The following is an 18,313-nucleotide window of genomic DNA, read 5'->3' on the forward strand; positions in this document are numbered from 1 at the left end:
ATTCCTCCCTCACGCACAAGACTTCGGATCGGGACGAGCGGCCTTCACATTCAAGGTCCCGGCCCGCTGGGTCATGAGTTGTCGTAGTTCTCGCTTCAAGGCGCGGTAGACGTCCGGTTCTTGTTCTTCATCGGTCTCTGCGATGGCTTGCCGTAGTTCGGTCTGGCGAGTCATTCGTTCGCGGTCGGCGAGGCGGGCCAGAACCAGCTCCAATCGTTGCTCCCAACTTCCCGGGGGGAACTGGACGGCGTCGAGCGGCTGAAGTTCGGGGCGTTGCAGTCCGTCGTGGTGCAGGTCGTTGAGTCGTTCCAGGACCGCCAGGGCGGCGAGGTCGTCGAGGTTTTCCTTGATCGCGCCGTAAGTCGGTTGCTCGCCCTGTCCATAAAGGTCATAAGCGGCGTCCAGAATCGCGCGGGCCGAGCCGTCTTGCATCGAACCGACGGAGACCCGGGCCACCAGGGCGGCCGTCACGTCAGGTCGGGCGACCACCGCCGCCACCAACTCGCGTTCGACCGGGTCCATCGTCGCCAGCAGGGCGTCGGCGGAAGGGATCGACTCGGCCGCCGTGGGCGTCGTCGCGGCCGGCCCGGCGGGAACCTTCCGAGTCGCCGTCTTTCGCAGCCCCTTGAGCCGCTTCTGCAAGTCTCCCGCTTTCATCTTCAAGGCGAGGGCCAGAGCATCCAGAGCCTTGCTCACGGCGACGTCCTGGGCTGAGCCAGGAGCCGCCGCCGGCACGCGGGCCAGGATGCCGAGCACCCACTCGGAGGCCTGTCGGGCGCCGTCGATCGTGTCCAGGTCGAATCGCGTCCGGGACCGATCGAGCACGAAGGTCAAGGGATCTCGGGCCTCGTCGGCCAGCTTTCGGAATGCTTCGGCTCCTTCACTCAGGAGGTAGTCGCAAGGATCCAGACCCGAAGGAAGCGACAGCACCCGCACGTCCAGTTCATGTCCCAGGAAGACTTCCAGCGCCCGCTCCGCCGCGGATTGGCCCGCCTCATCGCCGTCGTAAACCAGGCAGGCCCGGTTGGCCAACCGGCGGAGCAGGGGGACGTGTTCGTCGCCGAACGCCGTCCCCAGCGTCGCCACGACGTTCGTCAGCCCCACCTGGTGCGCCGCCATCACGTCGGTATACCCTTCCATCACCGCGACCCAGCCTGCTTCGCGACACGAAGACCTCGCAAGATCCGCGGCGTAAAGCAGGCGACGCTTCTGGAAGAGCGTCGTCTCAGGGCTGTTAACGTATTTTGCGACACGAAAACCCCGAGACGAAGCCGCTCGCTCTGCTTCCGGAAGGATCCGTCCCCCGAATCCCACCGGACGGCCCCGCTCGTCGCGAATCGGAAAGATCAGCCGACCCCGAAACCGCGCGTGAACCTTACCGCCTACCTCTTCCGCCGACGTCGCCAGCCCTGCCTTCTCCAACAACTCCCGCGTATAACCCTTTCGTTTCGCCTCGTCGAACAACCAGGCCGGATCGTCCAGAGCGAAACCCAGATGAAACCGAGCCGCGGTCGCCGCCGTCAGCCCACGCCCCTCCAGGTACGTCCTCGGCGAATCATGCTTCCCCAGGGCTCGCTCGAACAATCCCTCCGCCCATCCTAGAACCGTCAGCAGGTCCGCCTTCGAAGGCCCCCCCGCCGACGCCTCCGAACTCGACGGCCCATCCAACGCGATCCCCGCTCGCTCCGCCAGAATTCGCAACGCCTCCGGGAAATCCACCCGCTCGTACTTCTGCACGAACTCGAAAACATCCCCTCCGATGTTGCAGACCCAGCACTTGAAGGTCTGACGATCCGGATTGACTTCCAGCGAGGGATGGCGGTCGTCGTGCCAGGGACATAAAGCCTTGTAACGCGACCCGGCTCGATGCAGGGCGAGACCGTAATCCCCCACCAACTTCACGATATCAACCGCGTTTTTTATGGCGGCCTTCGTCGTATCGGATGGCCTGGGCACGGGATTCTCCTGATCATTCCGACGCGAGTCCGGATCCTTGGTTCGCGCCGGCGCGACCTCTCTTGACAAGAGGACGCCGAGGCGCTCGCGTCTCGTTGGGTTCGTGCCCGAAGGTGGCTCTCGGAGGGTTCAACGAAATTATAGCCCACCCCTACATACCGTCAAGTTTTCGAGGCCTCCGGCCGACACCCCCGTGATTCTTCTAACCCGGCATCATTTTAGCAGTTGCGCTAGACGGCCCAAGGTCCACCATATTCTGATCGCATGTCCACTTAAACCGGCTCGCAAATCGCCTCGGGTCCCCTCTCACATCTCGCCTTGCTTCCCAAACCTCGGTACGGGACGGTGAAGAAACAATTCAACGTCGTCCCGCACACCAAGTGTCCAAGTCAAGTCCCAGAGATTTCGAAAAACGGACGCCCCCATGCAAACGGGGGCGTCGATCGGGACTGAGTTGGAGAGGTCGAGGGCGTGGGAAGTCAGGGTCGTCCGAACAGGGCGTCCCGTAAGCCTGGCTCGGGGCGGTCGTGCTCGACGTCCCAGTAGTTGAAGCCCGCGTGCCAGTCCCAGAGGGCCCAGCCGACGCCGGCCTTCTCAAGTCGGCTGCGGAACTCACGATAGTAGTTCGCCCTCGACTTCGGATCGGCCGACATGATCGCGCCGAACTCCCCCAGGTAGACCGGCCTGCCGTAGTAGTCGGACCACTCTTGGACCGCTGCGACGGCCTTGTCCATCACCTCAGGCCCCGACGGATTGGAGCCTGCCGGCGTGGTGTTGTATTGATGGATCCATGACTGGAATCCAGGCGTCAACTTCAACGAGGGATCAGGAACCAAAGGCGACGACGGCGGGCCGGGGAACTGGATTCCCTTCTGCTTTCCGTCGTCGCCGCGGTTGGTCCACGGGGCTCCCTGGTGTGTGAAGAAGAAGGGGTCGTAGGAGTGGACAGTGGCGATGATGTTGTCGTCGTCGTCCGGAAGTCGGAGGGCAGGGAGTTCCGAGATCGAATTCCAACGCCCCGGGCCGATCACGATCGCCCGCGCTGGGTCGGCCTTGCGGATCACCTTCACGGCCTGGGCGAAGATGGGGTTGATGACCTCGGTCGTTCCCTTGTCCTTGGATTCGTTGAGCAGTTCATAGGCGAGCGTGGCGGGGTGTCGCGCGTAGTGTTCAGAGACCTGCCGCCAGATCGCCAGGAATTTGGGGGTCTGCCCGGCCGGATCGCTGGTGAATGCGTCGAAGTGGTGGATGTTGATCAGCGCGGCGAGCCCCTCGGCGTGAGCCGCGTTCAGGAAGTAATCAACCCGCTTGAAGATGTCGGCCGAGAGCTTGTAGTCGGGGCCAGCGCCCGTGTAGTGGTGCCAGCCGATGGGGATGCGGATGTGGTCGAACCCCTCGGCCTTGATCTTCTTGACGTCGTCGACCGTGTATTTGACGGCCCAGTTCTGGCCCGGGGGGACTTCCAGGCCGTTGCCGAGGTTGGCTCCGCGGAGGAACTTCTTCGCCGACCGATGAGCGGGCGTGTCCTGGCCGGTCAGCCGCTTCATGTCCTGAAAACCCTGAGGCGTCCGCGCCATCGCCTGGACGCGGACCGTCACCGGGACGCCCGCCTTCACGGCGATCTTCGCGGCGAGGGGTTGGTCGTGCCAGGTACAAGCGTAGTGCGAACCGGAGGAGGCCGGCGGAGCGGGGGAGGCCGGTGGGGTAGGAGCCGAGGGAGCGACGGGCGGGTGGAGTGAGGCGGTCACGATCGCCCCCGCGCCCTCCCAACCGGTTCGAGACTCCAGCCCCAGGTCGGCCGAGGTTGAGCCCCCCTCAATGCGGAGGTCGTCCCAGAACACTTCCTGGCGATAGACGCCGCCGCCCGGAGCCTGTTCCCAGGGACCCATGAGGGTTAGCGTAACGGTCCCCGAAGCCTCTGGCGTGAACGCAACGGCAAGCGGCTTCCACCCCAGTCGACCGATGCGGAAGTTCGATGTGTAGCCGAAACGGGAGCGATCGGCTGCGACCCAGTTCATGCGTTCGATCGAGCCGTCGCCGGAGACGACGCGGCCGTGATCGATCGGGACGTCGCCCGAGAGGTCGAACCGGGCCGAGGTCGCCAGCCGCGTCGGAGGCTCCGCGGCAAAAGCCCAGGCCGGTAGGAATACCAACGCGAGCGAGGCGAAACGTGATAGTCGAGGCGTCATGGGTGGTCCGTACTCCCCCGCGAAGTTGGCGAGTGGAGAGGGGCGGATCGGACGCCGAGGGCTGAGGCGGGCCGGCTTCGCGGGGTCAGTCGGCGGGGCCGTTTAGCTCGCGCGTGATCCGAAAGGCCATCTGGGCCTTCTCGTCCCCCGAATACTCCTCGTGCGGCCAGGGCCAGTCAACGGGGTCGTCGGAGAACCGCGGGATGATGTGCCAGTGGCAGTGATCGACCGTCTGGCCGGCGACCTGACCACTGTTGATGATCAGGTTCGAGCCTTCCGCTCCAACAGCGGCGACCACGGCTCGGGTGAGTCGTGGGACCAGCGACCCAAGATGGGCGGCGAGTTCCTCGGGAAGATCGCGGACCTGGGAGTGATGGTCGCGAGGAATGATGAGGATGTGTCCCTTGACGACCGGATTGACGTCCATGATGGCGATCGCCTGGTCTGTCTCCAGAACCGAGACGGATGGGATGTCACCGTGGACGATCTTGCAGAAGATGCAATGAGGGTCGCGGCTCATAGACGCCTCGGCGGTTCGAGAAAGCCGTAGCGAAGCATCGAAGCAGCCGAACGAGCCGTTCGACGAGGAGAGGCGTTCCCTCTCCCGATGGGGAGAGGGAACCGCGATGACCAGCATCGGGTCCACCGCCGGATCAGGAGGCGGGAGCCTCGACGGCCGGACGGCTGGGGGTCTTGATGGTCTCGTTCTCGCCGAGGAGCATGATGACGGCCATCTCGGCGGCGTCACCCTGGCGGACCTTGGCGAGCTTGTAGATGCGGGTGTAACCGCCGGGACGGCTGGCGAACCGGGGGCCGATCTCGTGGAACAGCTTGTAGGCCACGTCCTTGTTGTTCAGGACGGCCAGGCTGCGACGGAACGGGTCGAGCTTGAAGCCCTCCTTGGCGAGGGTGATCAGCTTCTCGACGTAAGGCTGCAGTTCCTTGGCCTTGGGAACCGTCGTGGTGATCTTGCCGTGCTCCAGCAGCGCCGTGGCCAGGTTGCGCAGGAGCATGCGGCGGTGTTCGGGGGTACGCTTGAACTTGCGGCCGGCTTTCTTGTGACGCATGGCGGATTTCTTATCGGTTCAGGGGCTTCGGGTCGCGGCGGCCCCGGGCGAAAAGGCCCGGGGTCTCGCCTCACGTCGAAAACCGGTCAACTCTTGGGGGGGACGGACATGCCCAGGTCGAGGCCGATCTCGTGGAGCTTGGCCCTGACCTCCTTGAGGGTCGTCTCACCGAAGTTTCGGACGTTCAGGAGCTGGTCCTCGCTGCGGCTGACCAGATGCCGAACGGTCGTGATTCCTTCGCTTTCCAGGCAGTTGGTGGCCCGGACGGACAACTCCAGCTCGGCGAGGCTCATGTCGAGCTTGCGCTCGAGTTCGGCGTCGAGCGGAGCGTACGCGTTGCCGTCGTACGGACCGGCGTCGCTGGGGAGGCCGGGGCCCGGCTCGTTGTACTGGACGAACGGGTTCAGGTGCTTGCGAAGGATCTTGGCGGCCTCGACGAGCGCCATTTCCGGGTTGAGGACGCCGGTGGTCCAGATCCGGAGGATGAGCTTGTCGTAGTTGGTCCGCTGACCGACGCGGGTGTTCTCGACGTGGTATTCCACGCGCTGAACCGGGCTGAAGCTGGCGTCGATGGGGATGACGCCGATCTCCAGGTCGTCGGTGTGGCCTTCGGCGGCGGTCCGGTATCCTCGGCCGTTCTCGACGGTCATTTCCAGGTGGAAAGGAACGTCGTCGGTGAGCGTGCAGAGGATGTGGTCGGGATTGATGATCTCGATCGACTCGTCGTGGAGGATGTCCGCGGCGGTGACGACGCCGCGGCGGTCGCGGTCGATGCGGATCGTGCGGGGCTGCTCGGAGTGGTTCTTGACCACCAGCAGCTTGGTGTTGAGCACCAGATCGGTGATGTCGTCGACCATGCCGGGGATCGACGAGAACTCGTGCTGGACGCCCTGAATCTTGATCTTGGTGACCGCGCTCCCCTCCAGGCTGGAGAGGAGAATACGGCGCAGGCTGTTGCCCACGGTATGGCCGAAGCCGCGTTCGAACGGCTCGACGTGGAACTCTCCGAAATTCTCGGAAAGGCTGTCGCGGTTGCAGACGACGCGACTGGGCAATTCGAGGCCGCGCCAACGGATACGCATCATGAATCCCCCTGGTGTGCTCTCGCTCCGGGCCGGTCGCCGGCTCAGCGGCTCAACAACTCGACGATCAACTGCGGAGTGACGGGCAGCGCGACGTCCTGGACGGACGGCAGGCGGCTGACGCGTCCCTCGGGGGGGTCGGAGCTGATCCGGTCGAGCCAATCGGGGACCGGGGGCAGGAAGTCGGCCTGCTGGTTCTCCAGGGCCAGATTCCTCGAGTGCTCGCGGTTCTTGACGGAGATCTGGTCGCCAGGCTTGACCAGGTAGCTCGGGATGTCCACCTTCTTGCCGTTGACCAGGATGTGGCCGTGGCGGATGAACTGGCGAGCCTGGGGCCGCGAGCAGGCGAACTGGAGCCGGGCCACGACGTTGTCGAGCCGACGCTCCAGGAGCGACATCAGGGCGTCGCCGGTGTTGCCCGTCTTGCGGTTGGCTTCGGCGTAGTACTTGCGGAACTGACGCTCGAAGATGCCGTAGAAGCGCTTGACCTTCTGCTTCTCACGCAGACGGATGGCGTACTCGCTCGCCTTGCCGCGGCGGAACTGGTGCATGCCCGGGACGCCGTCCCGACGCACGATGGCGCACTTGTTGCCGTAGCACCGCGCCCCCTTCAGGTAGAGGTTGGTGCCCTCGCGGCGGCAGAGCCGGCAGACTGGTCCTGTATATCGTCCCATGGTAGATCCAGCGAACCTCGATCTCTTGGATTGTCTTGTAAGTGTGCGGGCGGCGGGTGACATCGGCCGGACGTCAAGGCCGGGGCGGCGGGCTGGGGCGGGGGGCCGCCTCGCGGCCGTCGGCCGGAATCAGACGCGGCGCTTCTTCGGGGGGCGGCAGCCGTTGTGCGGCAGCGGGGTGACGTCTTCAATGGCCTTGATCGACAGGCCGGAAGCCTGGATGGCGGTGATGGCGCTTTCGCGACCGGAGCCGGGTCCCTTGACCTTGACCTCGACTTCCTTGACGCCGAACTTCGTCGCCGAGGCGGCGGCCGTCTCGGCGGCGCGCTGGGCGGCGAACGGGGTGCTCTTGCGGCTTCCCTTGAAGCCGACCGTCCCGGACGAGGCCCAGCAGAGGGCGTCGCCGTTGGGATCGGTGATGGTCACGGTCGTGTTGTTGAACGTCGCCTTGATGTGCACCACCGCACGACTGACGTTGCGCCGCGTCTTCCGCTTCTTGGCCTTGGCCACGGGTCCTTCGCTCCTCGTCTCACCTGACCGAAAATGTGTTTCTTCGCCGCCCGCGGCGGGGACGATTCAACGCCCCGCGCCCGCCTTGATGTCGTTGTCTCGACGACGACCACCCGCGCCCCCCTCGGCCCGGCGCGGCGGTCATCAGAATGACGCGCTTCTCAGCGCATCTCCTTGACGCCCTTCTTGCCGGCGACCGTCTTACGCGGTCCCTTCCGGGTGCGGGCGTTGGTCCGGGTTCGCTGACCGCGGACGGGCAGGCCCTTGCGGTGCCGCAGACCGCGATAGCAGCCGATCTCGCGGAGCCGGCCGATGTTCTGCTGGACCTGCCGGCGGAGCTGGCCTTCCACCGTGTACTCGTTGTCGAGCAGGTTGGCGAGCTTTGCCAGATCGTCTTCGGACAGGTCGCGGGCCCGCTTCTCGGGATCGATCCCGGCGCGCTCGCAAAGCTCCGCCGCCAGGAACGGGCCGATCCCGTAGATGTAGCGCAGCGAGATCACCGTCCGCTTGTCGTTGGGGATGTCCACGCCCAGGATACGAGGCATTCCGTCAGTCTCCGTCGGTCGCGCAGGTCGGGTCGGGTTCGGGGGGGTGTTTTGCTAGAGCCGGGCTTGGAGCCGGCCCGGTCGTTCCGTTGAAGCGGAACGCCGGGGGGGCCGTCAGCCCTGGCGCTGCTTGTGCCGGGGGTTGGAGCAGATCACCAGGACCTTGCCCGCACGCCGGACGATCTTGCAATTCTCGCAGATCCGTTTGACGCTCGATCGAACTTTCATGGTCGTCGCTGCTTTCGTATTCCGTCGGTCATCTTTCGCTTCGGGTCGCCCGCCGCGGCGCGGCTCGTTCTCGGCGGCCGGCGGCGCGAGGGCCCCGGCGACTCTCTCCTACGATCGTCGCCGCACGGTCGTTCGTTCGACGGACCGTCGCCCAGAGGGGCGGGGCCGAGCCGGCCCATTCGAGGTTCCCGGGGGGCGGCAAAGCCGCGGCCCGGGAAAGGGGCCGGAAACGACGCGGCTTCGGACGGTCGCGATTCCAGCGGCGGCCGCCCGAAGTCTCGATGATCGCAATCGCCCAGGGATCCGCCGAATCGCCGGGCCTCAGGGGCCGGGCGCAACTCACCAAGGCGGACCTCGCAGGGGAATTCAACTATGCTAGCGGCTCTCCTTCAACTTCGCAAGAGGCGAAAAGCCATCTTTCGTCAAGATTATTCGACCGCGATTCCGCCGTCCGCTGGCCTCGGGGCCCTCGCATCCGCCCCGTCCTGTCCTGTCCTCGATCCCGGGTCAGTCAGGGGAGAGTGAGGATTTCGGGGCCGTCGGGGGTCATCGCGATCGTGTGTTCAAAGTGGGCGCTCGGGCGGCGGTCCTTGGTTTCCACGGTCCAACCGTCTTCGAGGGTTCGGACGTCGTTCGTTCCCATCGCAACCATGGGCTCGACGGCCAGGACGACGCCCGGTTCGAGCCGGATGTCGTGCTTTCGGAGCGCCTTGCTGACGAAGTTAGGAACCTGCGGCTCCTCGTGCATCTCCTTGCCGATGCCGTGACCGACGAAGTTCTCGATCACCGAGAACCCCTGGGATTTAACATACTGCTCCATCAAGGAGGCGACCTCGGACCAGTACCGGCATCGCCCCATCGCGCGGATGGCCAGCGCGAGAGTCTCGCGGGTTACGTCCAGGAGCTTTTGAACCTCGGGAGCGACTGCGCCGACAGCCAGCGTGACGGCGGCGTCGCCGCACCAGCCGTTGAATCGGCAGCCAGTGTCGACGGCCACGACGTCCCCCTCACGGAGAGGGCGACGGTTGGGGATCCCGTGGACGACCTGCTCGTTGACGCTTGAGCAGATCACGGCGGGGAAGGCGGGCTTCCCCTTGGTGGAGCAGGGGTAGCCGAGGAACAGAGGCGTCGCCCCTGCGTCGCGGAAGACGGCAGCGGCGGCGGCGTCCAGTTCGGCCGTCGTGACGCCCGGCTTGATCAGCTTGGCGACCTCGGCATGCGCGGTGGCCACCAGCCGGCCGGCCTCACGCATCAGAGCGATCTCGCGAGGGCTCTTGAGCTGAATCGTCGGCTGCCGACGACCCGGAGCCGGCGGCGAACCAGGCTTCGACGCGGCGACTCCCTCGGGGCGTTTGAGCGCCCCGGAGAGGAACGACGACAGCGAGGGGCGGCGGCCCGGGACTCGGTGGGATGACACGATTCAGGGCCTCCGGGCGACGTACCGATCAGATCACTTGCGGTTGACCAGCCCCGTGTAGTTTCGCATCACGAGGTGGCTGTCGATCTTCTGCACCAGGTCAAGGCAGACGCTGACGACGATCAGCAGGCCGGTGCCGCCGAGGAACTGGGCGACGGTGAAGTCAACCCCGAGCCACGTCTGCACGAGCGAGGGAATCACCGCCACGAGCGACAGGAAGGCCGCCCCGACGTAGGTGATCCGCAGCATGACCTTCTCCAGATACTCGGCCGTCCGCCGCCCGGGGCGGTATCCCGGGATGAAGCTGCCGTAGTCCTTCAGGTTCTCGGACATGTCCTTCGGGTTGAAGGTGATGGCCGTCCAGAAGTAGCAGAAGAAGTAGATCATGATAATGTTGCAGACCGTGTACAGGTAGCTCTGACGCTGGAAAGCGTCGGCCATGTCCTGGAACAGGGTCGCGAAGAACGAGCCGATCGTCCACGAGGTCTCCGACCGGAGGCCGGCGGTCGCTCGGGCCAGACCGTTGAAGATCAGCGAGGGGAAGATGAGCAGGCTGGAGGCGAAGATGATCGGCATGACGCCGGCCTGGTTCACCTTCAGGGGCAGAAACTGCCGCGTCCCGCCGAAGACCCTGCGGCCGCGAACATGCTTGGCCGACTGGGTCGGGATCCGCCGCTGGCTCTCGGTTATTGCTATGACTCCGACCACGACGGCGACGAAGAGGATCGCCAGCAAGGCGAGCTGGATGATGCCCAACTTGCCCTGTTCGGGCGTCAGCCGGGTCGATGCGCTCTGCCAGAGCCCCTGCAAGGCCACCGGCATCCGCGAGAGGATGCCCGCCATGATCAAGAGGCTGATGCCGTTGCCGATGCCGTACTCGTCGATCTGCTCGCCGACCCACATCAGGAAGATTGTGCCGGCCGTCATGATGCAGACTGAAACCATGCCGTGCCAGAAGTCGCGATACTGGGGGAGTACCACGTTCATCTGGGGACTCATCATGTATTGGACCCAGAAAGCGCTCTGAATCGCGCATAACAAGACGGTCGCGTAGCGTGTGTACTCGTTGATCCGCTTCCGGCCGCTCTCCCCTTCCTTCATCATCGCTTCGAGCGAGGGAACCACGCTGCCGAGAAGCTGGAAGATGATGGACGCCGAAATGTAAGGCATGATCCCCAGGCCGAAGATCGTGCTCATGCCGATCGACGTGCCGCCGAACATGGCGACGGTGCCGAAGATCTTGCCGGCGGCGTTGGTGTTGAGCTGCTCTTCCCAGTTGCGAAGCTGGGCCTGGTTGACGATCGGCAGCGGGACGTAGAACCCGATCCGGTAGATGGCCAGCAGCAGGGCGGTGAACAGGATCTTACGCCGAAGCTCGGGGATCTTGAAGATGGTGATCAGCTTGTCCACGCGCGATCGCCTCCGCTGGGCTCTTCTGTCGGTCGGTCGGTTGGTCGCGGCCCGTCCGAGGGCCGGCGCGGGGCGACGCCCCTTGTTCCTTCAATGGACGTTCCCCGCCGCGCCGATCGCTCGGCGGGGCGGGGTTGTCGGTTGACTCGGATCGAAACCGCTCAGGAAGCGGCTTCGGCTTCGTCGTTCTGGGGCTTGCCGATGTAGGGAACCTCGACGGCCTTGCCGCCGGCGGCGGCGATCTTCTTGGCGGCCGATTCGCTGAACTTGGTCGCGTGGACCTCCAGCGCCTTGGTCAGCTCGCCGTCGCCGAGCACCTTGATGCCGGTGTGGGCGTAGCCCCTGACCAGCTTCTTGGCCCGGAGGGCGGCCTCGTCGACCACGCCGGCCTCGGTGAAGACCACTTCGAGGTCGCCGATGTTGATGAGGGCGTAGTGCTTCTTGAAGGCGCCGTTGAAGAAGCCGCGCTTCGGGACACGGCGGGCGAGGGTGATCTGGCCGCCCTCGAAGAGAGCGCCGATCTTGAAGCCCTGCCGCGACGAGTGGCCCTTGTGGCCCTTGCTGGAGGTCTTGCCGTGGCCGGAGCCGACGCCGCGACCGACGCGCTTGCGCTTCTTGCGGCGCTCGATACCCTGGCTGATGTCGTGGAGTTGCATTAGATCTGGACTCCCCGGAGGCGGGCGATCTCTTCCTTCGTGCGGAGCTGACCGAGGCCCTGGATGGCGGCCTTCACGAGGTTCAGCTTGTTGGTGGAGCCGAAGCTCTTGGTGAGGACGTCCTTGATGCCGGCGGCCTCAACCACGGCGCGGACGGCGCCGCCGGCGATGACGCCGGTGCCCGGGCTGGCGGGCATGAGCAGGACGCTCGCCGCGCCGAACCGGCCGACGACGGCGTGGGGGATGGTCGTCCCCTTGAGCTGGACGGACTTCATCTGCTTGTGGGCGTCCTTGACGCCCTTCTCGACGGCGGGGGGGACTTCGTTGGCCTTGCCGTAGCCCCAGCTCACCTGACCGCGGCCGTTGCCGACCACGACGAGCGCGTTGAAGCTGAAACGGCGGCCCCCCTTCACGACGGCCGCGCAACGGCGGATGGAGACGACGCTCTCCGTCCATTCCCCGCGGTCGCGGTCGCGGTCTCGGCCTCGGCTATCGGTCGACACTGGGCATGCTCCTGTCGGTCATTCTGCTCGATCGTGATGAATCGGGGGGCTTGGGCGTCGGGTCAGAACTGGAGCCCGCCCTCGCGGGCGGCGGCGGCCAGGGCTTCGACGCGGCCGTGATACTTGTAGCTGCGGCGGTCGAAGCAGACCTTCTCGACGCCGGCCTTCTTGGCCCGATCGGCGACAAGCCGGCCGACGACGGAAGCAGCGGCCTTGTTGCCGCCGTACTTGACCTCGGCCTTGACCTCGGGGTCGACGGTGCTCGCCGACGCCAGGGTCTTCCCGGCCGCGTCGTCGATGACCTGGGCGTAGATGTGCTTCGAGCTGCGGAAGACGGCCAGACGGGGACGCTCGGGCGTCCCGCTGAGCCGCTTGCGGATCCGGCGCTGGCGGCGGACGCGACGCGTCTGGACCAGCAGGTGGTGGTTGGCGGTGTCCACGGGAACGATCCTCTCGCTGCGGGGGGCTTATGCCCTCCCAGTCCTGGCCTTCGGTGTTTCTTGCTTGATTTTATCGCGCCGCCTAGGCGCCGCGGAGGGAGTTACTTCGAGCCGAAGGCCTTGCCGGCCTTGCGACGGACGACCTCGCCCTCGTAGCGGATGCCCTTGCCCTTGTAAGGCTCGGGGGGACGGACGCGGCGGATCTCGGCGGCGAACTGGCCGACGGCCTGCTTGTCCGCTCCGGTCACCGTGATGTGGGTGGCGTCGGGGACCGTCACCGACACGCCGGCGGGGGCCTCCAGGACGTGCTGGTTGGCGTAGCCGACCTGAAGGGCCACGGTGTTGGCCTTCTTCAGCTGGGCCTGGTAGCCGACGCCGACGATTTCCAGCTTCTTGGTGTAGCCGGTCGTCACGCCCTCGACCATGTTGGCGACGAGGCTGCGGGTCAGGCCGTGGAGGGCCCGGCTCACGCGCTCGTCGTCGCGGCGGGCGACGACCAATTCCTTCTTCGCCTCGTCGAAGGTCACGCTGACCTCGGGACGGTGGGCGTAGCTCAGCTTCCCCTTGGGCCCCTCGACGTTGACCGTCGAGTCGGCGATCGCGACCTTCACGTTGGCCGGTACGACGACCGGTTTGCGACCGATACGGGACATGGCTCCGTCTTCCTCGGATTCGTGGGGTTCGTGGCGTCTCGTTCGAGCGGGACGGGCCGGATCAATAAATCATCGCCAGCACTTCGCCGCCCACCTTCTCGGTGCGGGCCTTGCGGTCGCTGACGATGCCGCGGGGAGTGCTGAGGATCTGGATGCCCATCCCGCCCAGCACCGGCTTCAGCTCCTTGTAGCCGCGGTAGACCCGACGGCCGGGCTTGCTGATACGGTCGATCTTGGTGATCAGCCGCTCGCCGTTAGGGCCGTACTTCATGTGCAGCCGGAGCGTGCGGGCCGGGACGGTGTCGATCTCCTCGAAGTCCCAGATGTAGCCTTCGTCCTTGAGCACCTGGGCGATCCCCCGCCGCATGTTCGACGCGGGCATGTCCAGGTTGGTGCGCTCGATCCGGACGGCGTTGCGGATCCGGGTCAGCATATCTGCGATCGGGTCGGTCATCATGGCGGGGAAGCCTTCCTGAACCGCCGCGGGTAACGCCCCCGGGCTCTGCTTCTAGCGAGCCTCGTTCGGGGATCGTCGGCGCGGCGGGCGACTCGGACGGACGCGTCGATTCGGTTCGGTGTACGGGGTTGGGCTAGGGGGGGGCGGCTCTTACCAGCTCGCCTTCTTGACGCCCGGGATCAGGCCCCGGCTGGCCAGATTCCGGAAGCAGATCCGGCAGATGCCGAACTTCCGATAGTAGGCGCGGGGGCGGCCGCAGAGCCGGCACCGGTTCCGGTGCTGAACGGCGAACTTGCGGGGCGTCTCGGACTTGATCTTCTGGGCCTTGGTCGACATGCTCAACCTTCCAGGACCGTTGGGAGGACGCCTCTCGGCGTCTGGTCGTCTCGCGTCGGTTCGGTGCAGTTAATGGTACGGGTCGGTCGGCTTACTTACGACCGCCGGGCTGACGGAACGGCACGCCGAAGAGGCGGAGCAGTTCGCGGGCCTGGTCGTCGTTCTTCGCCGTGGTGACGATGGTGACGTCCATGCCGTGGGTGTGCTGGATGCGGTCGGCGTCGATTTCGGGGAAGACGACCTGCTCCGCCAGGCCCAGGCTGTAGTTGCCGTGGCCGTCGAAGCTGTTGGGGTTGACGCCGCGGAAGTCGCGGATACGAGGCAGAGCGATGGAGACCAGGCGGTCGAGGAATTCATACATCCTCGCTCCGCGGAGCGTCACCTTGCAGCCGATGTCGTTTCCTTCGCGGAGGCGGAAGCCGGAGACCGACGTCTTGGCCTTGGTGATCATCGGCTTCTGGCCGGTGATCTTCCCCAGGCTGTCGACGGCCGATTCCAGCACGGCCTTGTCCTGGGTCGCCTTGCCGACGCCCATGTTGACCACGATCTTGTCGATCTTGGGGATCGACATCGGGTTCTCAAGGTTGAACTTGGCGGCGACCGCCGTCTTGATCTCGTTCTTGTACAGTTCCTGGAGGCGAGCCATTTCTCGTTTGTCCTGATCGGGGCCGGCGGTCTTCTCAGCTCAGCTCAAGCGCGAACCCGGTTCAATGCTTGGCGGCCTGGGCGGCGTAAGCCTCGGCGTGGGCCTGCTTCTTGGGGCCGAGCGTCCCGAGGCCGGTCCCGCACTTGCGGCAGTAGCGCTCCTTACGGCCCTCAGAGGTCAGCCGGGCACCCTGACGGACGCCGCGGTTGCACTTGGGGCAGAAGAGCATGACGTTCGAGACGTCGATGGGCATTTCCTTGGAAAGCCGGCCCCCCTGGGGGTTCTTCTGGCTCGGCTTCATGTGCTTGTAGACCCGGTTGACCCCCTGGACGACGACCTTGTTCTTCGAGGGGAGGGAGCGCAGCACCTTGGCGATGCGGCGGTTCTCGGGCGTCCCCTTGTCGTCGCCGGCGATCACTTCGACCTGGTCGTCTTTGCGGATGTTCATGTCTTGCTCGCTGAGGGGGACTGGGTCCGCCCGGGGGGTCGGGGCTCGGTCCGGGTCGTCGTCAGACGACCTCGGCGGCCAGGCTGATGATCTTCATGAACTGGCGGTCGCGCAGCTCGCGGGCGATCGCACCGAAGATGCGGGTGCCGCGGGGGTTCTTTTCGTTGTCGATCAGGACGACGGCGTTGCGGTCGAACTTGACGTAGCTGCCGTCGCCCCGGCGGGCCTGGGTGCGGGTCCGGACGACCACGCAGCGGACGACGTCGCCCGCCTTCACGTCGCCGCCGGGCGAGGCCTTCTTGACGCTGGCGATGATGACGTCCCCAATGCCGGCCACGCGTCGCTTGTACCGCGAAGCGCTGCCGCCGAGGACCTTGATGCACATCACTTCCTTGGCGCCCGAGTTGTCGGCCACGTCGAGCCGGGTCTGCATCTGGATCATGGTCGGTGGACCTTTCTTCGTCGCTCAGTGGGGCCGATCACTCGGCGGGGGCCGCGGCGGCCTCGCCCTCGCCGGCGAGCGCCTGCTGGGCGCCCTTGCGGATGATCCGGACCAGCCGCCACCGCTTCAGCTTCGACAGCGGCCGCGTCTCCATGATCTCGACCACGTCGCCCACGTGGGACTCGTTGGTTTCGTCGTGGGTGTGGCAGACGGTCCGCCGCTTCATCAGCTTGCCGTACTTGTCGTGGGGCACAAGCCGCTCGACGACGACCCGGCGGGTCTTGTTCATCTTGTCGGACATCACCACGCCGACCTCCGTCTTGCGGGGGCGGCGGGCCGGCGCTGGTTTGGCGTTGGCGGGGCTGGGCTGGCTCATCGTGCGTGCTTCGGTCCTGGGTTTGGGCGGGGGACGGCCCCGCAAGGTCAGGAGGCGGCCCCGGCGGTCTTCACGCGATCGATCTCGCGCTGGCGGAGGATCGTCTTGATCCGCGCGATTTCGCGCTTCGCCTTGACGATCTCGCTGGGGGCCTCGAGCCGCTCCGTCTCACTCTGGAGACGAAGGCGGAACAGGTTCTTCTGGACGTCCTTGAGCTGCAATTCGAGCTGCTCGTCGGAATGTTCGCGGAGTTCGGAGGCCTTGCTCATGGTTCCTTCTCGCTTCCGGTCGTCGCGTCGCGGCGGACCGCCCGCCCCGAAGGGCGGGCTCGGCTCAGACGGTCGGCCGCCGGGTCACGAACCGGCAGGCGACGGGCATCTTGTGGGCCACCCGGTTGAACGCGGCTCGCGCGGCGTCCTCAGTCAGGCCCGAGATCTCGTACAGAATGGTCCCCGGCTTGACGACCGCGGCCCAGAACTCGACCTCGCCCTTGCCCTTGCCCATTCGGGTCTCGGCCGGAATCGCGGTCACGCTCTTGTGGGGGAAGATCCGGATGAACAGCTTCCCGCCACCCTTGACGGCCTGGCTGGCGACCACGCGGCCCGCCTCGATCGTCTGGGCGCTGATCCGCCCCGGCTCGAGGGTCTGCAGTCCGTACTCGCCGAACGACACGTAGTTGCCCCGCGTCGCATTACCTTTTACGCGGCCTTTTTGGCTTTTTCGATACTTGACCCGCTTGGGCATCAGCGCCATCGACGGCCTCCGTCTTCAAATAGTCGCCCTGGTTGACCCACACCTTGACGCCGATGTGCCCCTGGGCTGTCTTCGCCTCGGCGAATCCGTAGTCGATCTTCGCCCGCAGCGTCGACAGAGGTACCGACCCCTGCGCCGCCGCCTCGGTCCGCGACATCTCGGCCCCGCCGAGCCGCCCGGACAGCTGAATCTTGACTCCCTTGGCCCCCCCGTCCATCGTCTGCTCGAGGGCCCGCTTCATCGTCCGCCGGAAGCTCGACCGCTTCTGCAGCTGTTCGGCGATGTCCTCGCTGATCAGCTGGGCGTCGATCTCAGGACGGCCGACTTCGACGATCTTGATCTCGATCCGGCGGCCGGTGAGGTTCTGCAGCTCCTCCTGGAGCTTCTCGACCTCGGCCCCCTTGCGGCCGATCACGACGCCGGGACGGGCCGTCGACAGCAGCACCGTGACCGCGTCCCGCGTTCGCTCGATCTCGATCTTGGGGATGCCGGCGAAGCCGTACTTGTTCTTGATGAACTTCCGGATCTTGAAGTCCTCGACCAGCAGGTCGCTGAACTCGTGCTTGGAGGCGTACCAGCGGCTCCGCCAGTCCTCCATCACGCCCACCCGGAACCCGGTCGGTCGCACCTTCTGGCCCATCGCTCAGCGTCCCCCGCCTTGTTGGATTCGCATCTCGTTTCCTCGCGTCTCGTCGTCCTCGGCGGGAATCGCCCGGCCGGGGCCTCGCGGTCGGCTCACTCCTCGTCGAACTTCGAGTAGTCCTCGAGCCCCACGATGATATGGCTGCTGCGGCGGCGGATCAGGTAGGCCATGCCCCGAGCCCGCGGCATCAGCCGCTTGAACATCGGGCCCCCCTCGCCCCGGGCGTCCACGACCACCAGGTCGCCCACCCGCTTCACCCCCCGGTCCTCGGCGTTGGCCATGGCGCTCTTCAGCACCTTCTCGACCAGCCGGGCGCCGCGGTGGGGCATGTACTTCAAAACGTCCAGCGCATCGTCGGCGTACTTCCCGCGGATCAGGTCCAACAGCGGCATGACCTTCCGCACCGAGATGCGAGCGAAACGGTGGCTGGCCGTGTATTCGGCGACTGTGCTGCTCATACCGGGGTCTCGCTTTCAGTCCGACGGGGCGGGGCCGGCCCCGCCGTCCTCGACCTTTCTCGTCTTCGATCCAATGTTTCAGGAGGCCGGGAAAGGCCGCCTCGTATTACTTGCGGGCGCCCTTGGCGGCCTTGCCGCCGTGGCTGCGGAAGGTCCGCGTCGGGGCGAACTCGCCGAGCTTGTGGCCCACCATGTCCTCGGTCACGTAGAGCTTCACGAACGTCTTGCCGTTGTGAATCGCGAAGTTCTTGCCGATGAACTCAGGCACGATGGTGCAGGACCGCGCCCACGTCTTGATCGGCTCGCGGCTCCCCGAGGCGTCGGACTTGGCAGCCTTCTCAAGCAGCCGCTCAACGACGTACGGCCCCTTCTTCAGCGAACGTCCCATGTCTGCGTCTTCCCTTTGATTGCGATGTCGGTCGGC

General features: G+C 65.9%; 26 protein-coding genes. All 26 read right to left on the reverse strand.

Going from position 1 to position 18,313, the window contains the following annotated elements:
• Positions 1 to 9: 9 nt before the first annotated feature.
• Positions 10 to 1,956, reverse strand: a complete 1,947-nt coding sequence (dnaG, locus tag G5C50_RS12605) for a DNA primase (protein ID WP_165069715.1) — start codon at positions 1,954 to 1,956, stop codon at positions 10 to 12.
• Between the two features lie 479 nt (positions 1,957 to 2,435).
• On the reverse strand, positions 2,436 to 4,145 hold the full coding sequence (locus G5C50_RS12610) for a glycoside hydrolase family 5 protein (RefSeq protein WP_165069717.1): 1,710 nt from the start codon (positions 4,143 to 4,145) through the stop codon (positions 2,436 to 2,438).
• Between the two features lie 85 nt (positions 4,146 to 4,230).
• Positions 4,231 to 4,665, reverse strand: a complete 435-nt coding sequence (locus tag G5C50_RS12615; protein WP_165069719.1) for an HIT family protein — start codon at positions 4,663 to 4,665, stop codon at positions 4,231 to 4,233.
• Positions 4,666 to 4,798: 133 nt separating this feature from the next.
• A complete protein-coding gene (gene rplQ / locus G5C50_RS12620) occupies positions 4,799 to 5,212 on the reverse strand; it encodes a 50S ribosomal protein L17 (protein WP_165069722.1) in 414 nt (137 codons plus the stop codon).
• Positions 5,213 to 5,298: 86 nt separating this feature from the next.
• The gene (locus G5C50_RS12625; protein ID WP_165069928.1) at positions 5,299 to 6,294 is read right to left on the reverse strand and encodes a DNA-directed RNA polymerase subunit alpha; all 996 of its coding nucleotides are present in this window, start codon (positions 6,292 to 6,294) and stop codon (positions 5,299 to 5,301) included.
• 44 nt (positions 6,295 to 6,338) lie between these two features.
• Positions 6,339 to 6,968 carry a 30S ribosomal protein S4 gene (rpsD, locus tag G5C50_RS12630; RefSeq protein WP_165069724.1) on the reverse strand — a complete coding sequence of 210 codons (630 nt, stop codon included), beginning with the start codon at positions 6,966 to 6,968 and terminating at the stop codon, positions 6,339 to 6,341.
• A gap of 129 nt (positions 6,969 to 7,097) precedes the next feature.
• Positions 7,098 to 7,478: a 30S ribosomal protein S11 gene (gene rpsK / locus G5C50_RS12635; protein ID WP_165069728.1), complete on the reverse strand. Its 381-nt coding sequence runs from the start codon at positions 7,476 to 7,478 to the stop codon at positions 7,098 to 7,100.
• A 161-nt stretch (positions 7,479 to 7,639) separates the two neighbouring features.
• Complete coding sequence (gene rpsM / locus G5C50_RS12640) at positions 7,640 to 8,023, reverse strand: 30S ribosomal protein S13 (protein ID WP_165069731.1); 384 nt, start codon at positions 8,021 to 8,023, stop codon at positions 7,640 to 7,642.
• 114 nt (positions 8,024 to 8,137) lie between these two features.
• Positions 8,138 to 8,251, reverse strand: coding sequence for a 50S ribosomal protein L36 (gene rpmJ / locus G5C50_RS12645; RefSeq protein ID WP_068409457.1), 114 nt, complete (start codon positions 8,249 to 8,251; stop codon positions 8,138 to 8,140).
• A gap of 511 nt (positions 8,252 to 8,762) precedes the next feature.
• Positions 8,763 to 9,668, reverse strand: coding sequence for a type I methionyl aminopeptidase (gene map, locus G5C50_RS12650; protein ID WP_240907066.1), 906 nt, complete (start codon positions 9,666 to 9,668; stop codon positions 8,763 to 8,765).
• A gap of 33 nt (positions 9,669 to 9,701) precedes the next feature.
• Positions 9,702 to 11,078: a preprotein translocase subunit SecY gene (secY, locus tag G5C50_RS12655; protein WP_165069734.1), complete on the reverse strand. Its 1,377-nt coding sequence runs from the start codon at positions 11,076 to 11,078 to the stop codon at positions 9,702 to 9,704.
• A 161-nt stretch (positions 11,079 to 11,239) separates the two neighbouring features.
• A complete protein-coding gene (gene rplO / locus G5C50_RS12660; RefSeq protein WP_165069737.1) occupies positions 11,240 to 11,734 on the reverse strand; it encodes a 50S ribosomal protein L15 in 495 nt (164 codons plus the stop codon).
• The gene (rpsE, locus tag G5C50_RS12665; RefSeq protein ID WP_165069739.1) at positions 11,734 to 12,237 is read right to left on the reverse strand and encodes a 30S ribosomal protein S5; all 504 of its coding nucleotides are present in this window, start codon (positions 12,235 to 12,237) and stop codon (positions 11,734 to 11,736) included. The genes rplO and rpsE overlap by 1 nt, the downstream gene beginning before the upstream one ends.
• A gap of 62 nt (positions 12,238 to 12,299) precedes the next feature.
• Positions 12,300 to 12,677, reverse strand: a complete 378-nt coding sequence (gene rplR, locus G5C50_RS12670) for a 50S ribosomal protein L18 (RefSeq protein ID WP_315852314.1) — start codon at positions 12,675 to 12,677, stop codon at positions 12,300 to 12,302.
• A gap of 101 nt (positions 12,678 to 12,778) precedes the next feature.
• Complete coding sequence (gene rplF / locus G5C50_RS12675; protein WP_165069742.1) at positions 12,779 to 13,330, reverse strand: 50S ribosomal protein L6; 552 nt, start codon at positions 13,328 to 13,330, stop codon at positions 12,779 to 12,781.
• A gap of 61 nt (positions 13,331 to 13,391) precedes the next feature.
• Complete coding sequence (gene rpsH, locus G5C50_RS12680) at positions 13,392 to 13,787, reverse strand: 30S ribosomal protein S8 (RefSeq protein ID WP_165069745.1); 396 nt, start codon at positions 13,785 to 13,787, stop codon at positions 13,392 to 13,394.
• 150 nt (positions 13,788 to 13,937) lie between these two features.
• Complete coding sequence (locus G5C50_RS12685; RefSeq protein ID WP_068409443.1) at positions 13,938 to 14,123, reverse strand: type Z 30S ribosomal protein S14; 186 nt, start codon at positions 14,121 to 14,123, stop codon at positions 13,938 to 13,940.
• A gap of 91 nt (positions 14,124 to 14,214) precedes the next feature.
• Complete coding sequence (rplE, locus tag G5C50_RS12690; protein WP_165069747.1) at positions 14,215 to 14,769, reverse strand: 50S ribosomal protein L5; 555 nt, start codon at positions 14,767 to 14,769, stop codon at positions 14,215 to 14,217.
• Positions 14,770 to 14,830: 61 nt separating this feature from the next.
• The gene (gene rplX, locus G5C50_RS12695) at positions 14,831 to 15,217 is read right to left on the reverse strand and encodes a 50S ribosomal protein L24 (protein ID WP_165069750.1); all 387 of its coding nucleotides are present in this window, start codon (positions 15,215 to 15,217) and stop codon (positions 14,831 to 14,833) included.
• Positions 15,218 to 15,278: 61 nt separating this feature from the next.
• Positions 15,279 to 15,659: a 50S ribosomal protein L14 gene (gene rplN / locus G5C50_RS12700; protein WP_165069753.1), complete on the reverse strand. Its 381-nt coding sequence runs from the start codon at positions 15,657 to 15,659 to the stop codon at positions 15,279 to 15,281.
• Between the two features lie 37 nt (positions 15,660 to 15,696).
• Positions 15,697 to 16,035 carry a 30S ribosomal protein S17 gene (gene rpsQ, locus G5C50_RS12705; protein ID WP_165069755.1) on the reverse strand — a complete coding sequence of 113 codons (339 nt, stop codon included), beginning with the start codon at positions 16,033 to 16,035 and terminating at the stop codon, positions 15,697 to 15,699.
• Positions 16,036 to 16,082: 47 nt separating this feature from the next.
• Positions 16,083 to 16,304: a 50S ribosomal protein L29 gene (gene rpmC, locus G5C50_RS12710; RefSeq protein WP_165069757.1), complete on the reverse strand. Its 222-nt coding sequence runs from the start codon at positions 16,302 to 16,304 to the stop codon at positions 16,083 to 16,085.
• Between the two features lie 64 nt (positions 16,305 to 16,368).
• Positions 16,369 to 16,788, reverse strand: coding sequence for a 50S ribosomal protein L16 (gene rplP, locus G5C50_RS12715; RefSeq protein WP_165069760.1), 420 nt, complete (start codon positions 16,786 to 16,788; stop codon positions 16,369 to 16,371).
• On the reverse strand, positions 16,727 to 17,428 hold the full coding sequence (gene rpsC, locus G5C50_RS12720) for a 30S ribosomal protein S3 (protein ID WP_165069763.1): 702 nt from the start codon (positions 17,426 to 17,428) through the stop codon (positions 16,727 to 16,729). Before rpsC ends, rplP begins: the two co-directional genes overlap by 62 nt.
• A 95-nt stretch (positions 17,429 to 17,523) precedes the next feature.
• Positions 17,524 to 17,889 carry a 50S ribosomal protein L22 gene (gene rplV / locus G5C50_RS12725; protein WP_165069766.1) on the reverse strand — a complete coding sequence of 122 codons (366 nt, stop codon included), beginning with the start codon at positions 17,887 to 17,889 and terminating at the stop codon, positions 17,524 to 17,526.
• A 106-nt stretch (positions 17,890 to 17,995) separates the two neighbouring features.
• On the reverse strand, positions 17,996 to 18,277 hold the full coding sequence (gene rpsS, locus G5C50_RS12730; RefSeq protein ID WP_165069768.1) for a 30S ribosomal protein S19: 282 nt from the start codon (positions 18,275 to 18,277) through the stop codon (positions 17,996 to 17,998).
• Positions 18,278 to 18,313 lie beyond the last annotated feature (36 nt).

Origin of the sequence: Paludisphaera rhizosphaerae (assembly GCF_011065895.1) — a bacterium.
GTDB lineage: Bacteria > Planctomycetota > Planctomycetia > Isosphaerales > Isosphaeraceae > Paludisphaera > Paludisphaera rhizosphaerae.

Bases quoted from the DNA above. Each gene is read 5' to 3' on its own strand.
- G5C50_RS12610 (WP_165069717.1), bottom strand. From the start codon at position 4,145: ATGACGCCTCGACTATCACGTTTCGCCTCGCTCGCGTTGGTATTCCTA.
- G5C50_RS12615 (WP_165069719.1), bottom strand. From the start codon at position 4,665: ATGAGCCGCGACCCTCATTGCATCTTCTGCAAGATCGTCCACGGTGAC.
- rplQ (WP_165069722.1), bottom strand. From the start codon at position 5,212: ATGCGTCACAAGAAAGCCGGCCGCAAGTTCAAGCGTACCCCCGAACAC.
- G5C50_RS12625 (WP_165069928.1), bottom strand. From the start codon at position 6,294: ATGCGTATCCGTTGGCGCGGCCTCGAATTGCCCAGTCGCGTCGTCTGC.
- rpsD (WP_165069724.1), bottom strand. From the start codon at position 6,968: ATGGGACGATATACAGGACCAGTCTGCCGGCTCTGCCGCCGCGAGGGC.
- rpsM (WP_165069731.1), bottom strand. From the start codon at position 8,023: ATGCCTCGTATCCTGGGCGTGGACATCCCCAACGACAAGCGGACGGTG.
- rpmJ (WP_068409457.1), bottom strand. From the start codon at position 8,251: ATGAAAGTTCGATCGAGCGTCAAACGGATCTGCGAGAATTGCAAGATC.
- rplO (WP_165069737.1), bottom strand. From the start codon at position 11,734: ATGCAACTCCACGACATCAGCCAGGGTATCGAGCGCCGCAAGAAGCGC.
- rplF (WP_165069742.1), bottom strand. From the start codon at position 13,330: ATGTCCCGTATCGGTCGCAAACCGGTCGTCGTACCGGCCAACGTGAAG.
- rpsH (WP_165069745.1), bottom strand. From the start codon at position 13,787: ATGATGACCGACCCGATCGCAGATATGCTGACCCGGATCCGCAACGCC.
- G5C50_RS12685 (WP_068409443.1), bottom strand. From the start codon at position 14,123: ATGTCGACCAAGGCCCAGAAGATCAAGTCCGAGACGCCCCGCAAGTTC.
- rplE (WP_165069747.1), bottom strand. From the start codon at position 14,769: ATGGCTCGCCTCCAGGAACTGTACAAGAACGAGATCAAGACGGCGGTC.
- rplX (WP_165069750.1), bottom strand. From the start codon at position 15,217: ATGAACATCCGCAAAGACGACCAGGTCGAAGTGATCGCCGGCGACGAC.
- rplN (WP_165069753.1), bottom strand. From the start codon at position 15,659: ATGATCCAGATGCAGACCCGGCTCGACGTGGCCGACAACTCGGGCGCC.
- rpsQ (WP_165069755.1), bottom strand. From the start codon at position 16,035: ATGAGCCAGCCCAGCCCCGCCAACGCCAAACCAGCGCCGGCCCGCCGC.
- rpmC (WP_165069757.1), bottom strand. From the start codon at position 16,304: ATGAGCAAGGCCTCCGAACTCCGCGAACATTCCGACGAGCAGCTCGAA.
- rplP (WP_165069760.1), bottom strand. From the start codon at position 16,788: ATGGCGCTGATGCCCAAGCGGGTCAAGTATCGAAAAAGCCAAAAAGGC.
- rpsC (WP_165069763.1), bottom strand. From the start codon at position 17,428: ATGGGCCAGAAGGTGCGACCGACCGGGTTCCGGGTGGGCGTGATGGAG.
- rplV (WP_165069766.1), bottom strand. From the start codon at position 17,889: ATGAGCAGCACAGTCGCCGAATACACGGCCAGCCACCGTTTCGCTCGC.
- rpsS (WP_165069768.1), bottom strand. From the start codon at position 18,277: ATGGGACGTTCGCTGAAGAAGGGGCCGTACGTCGTTGAGCGGCTGCTT.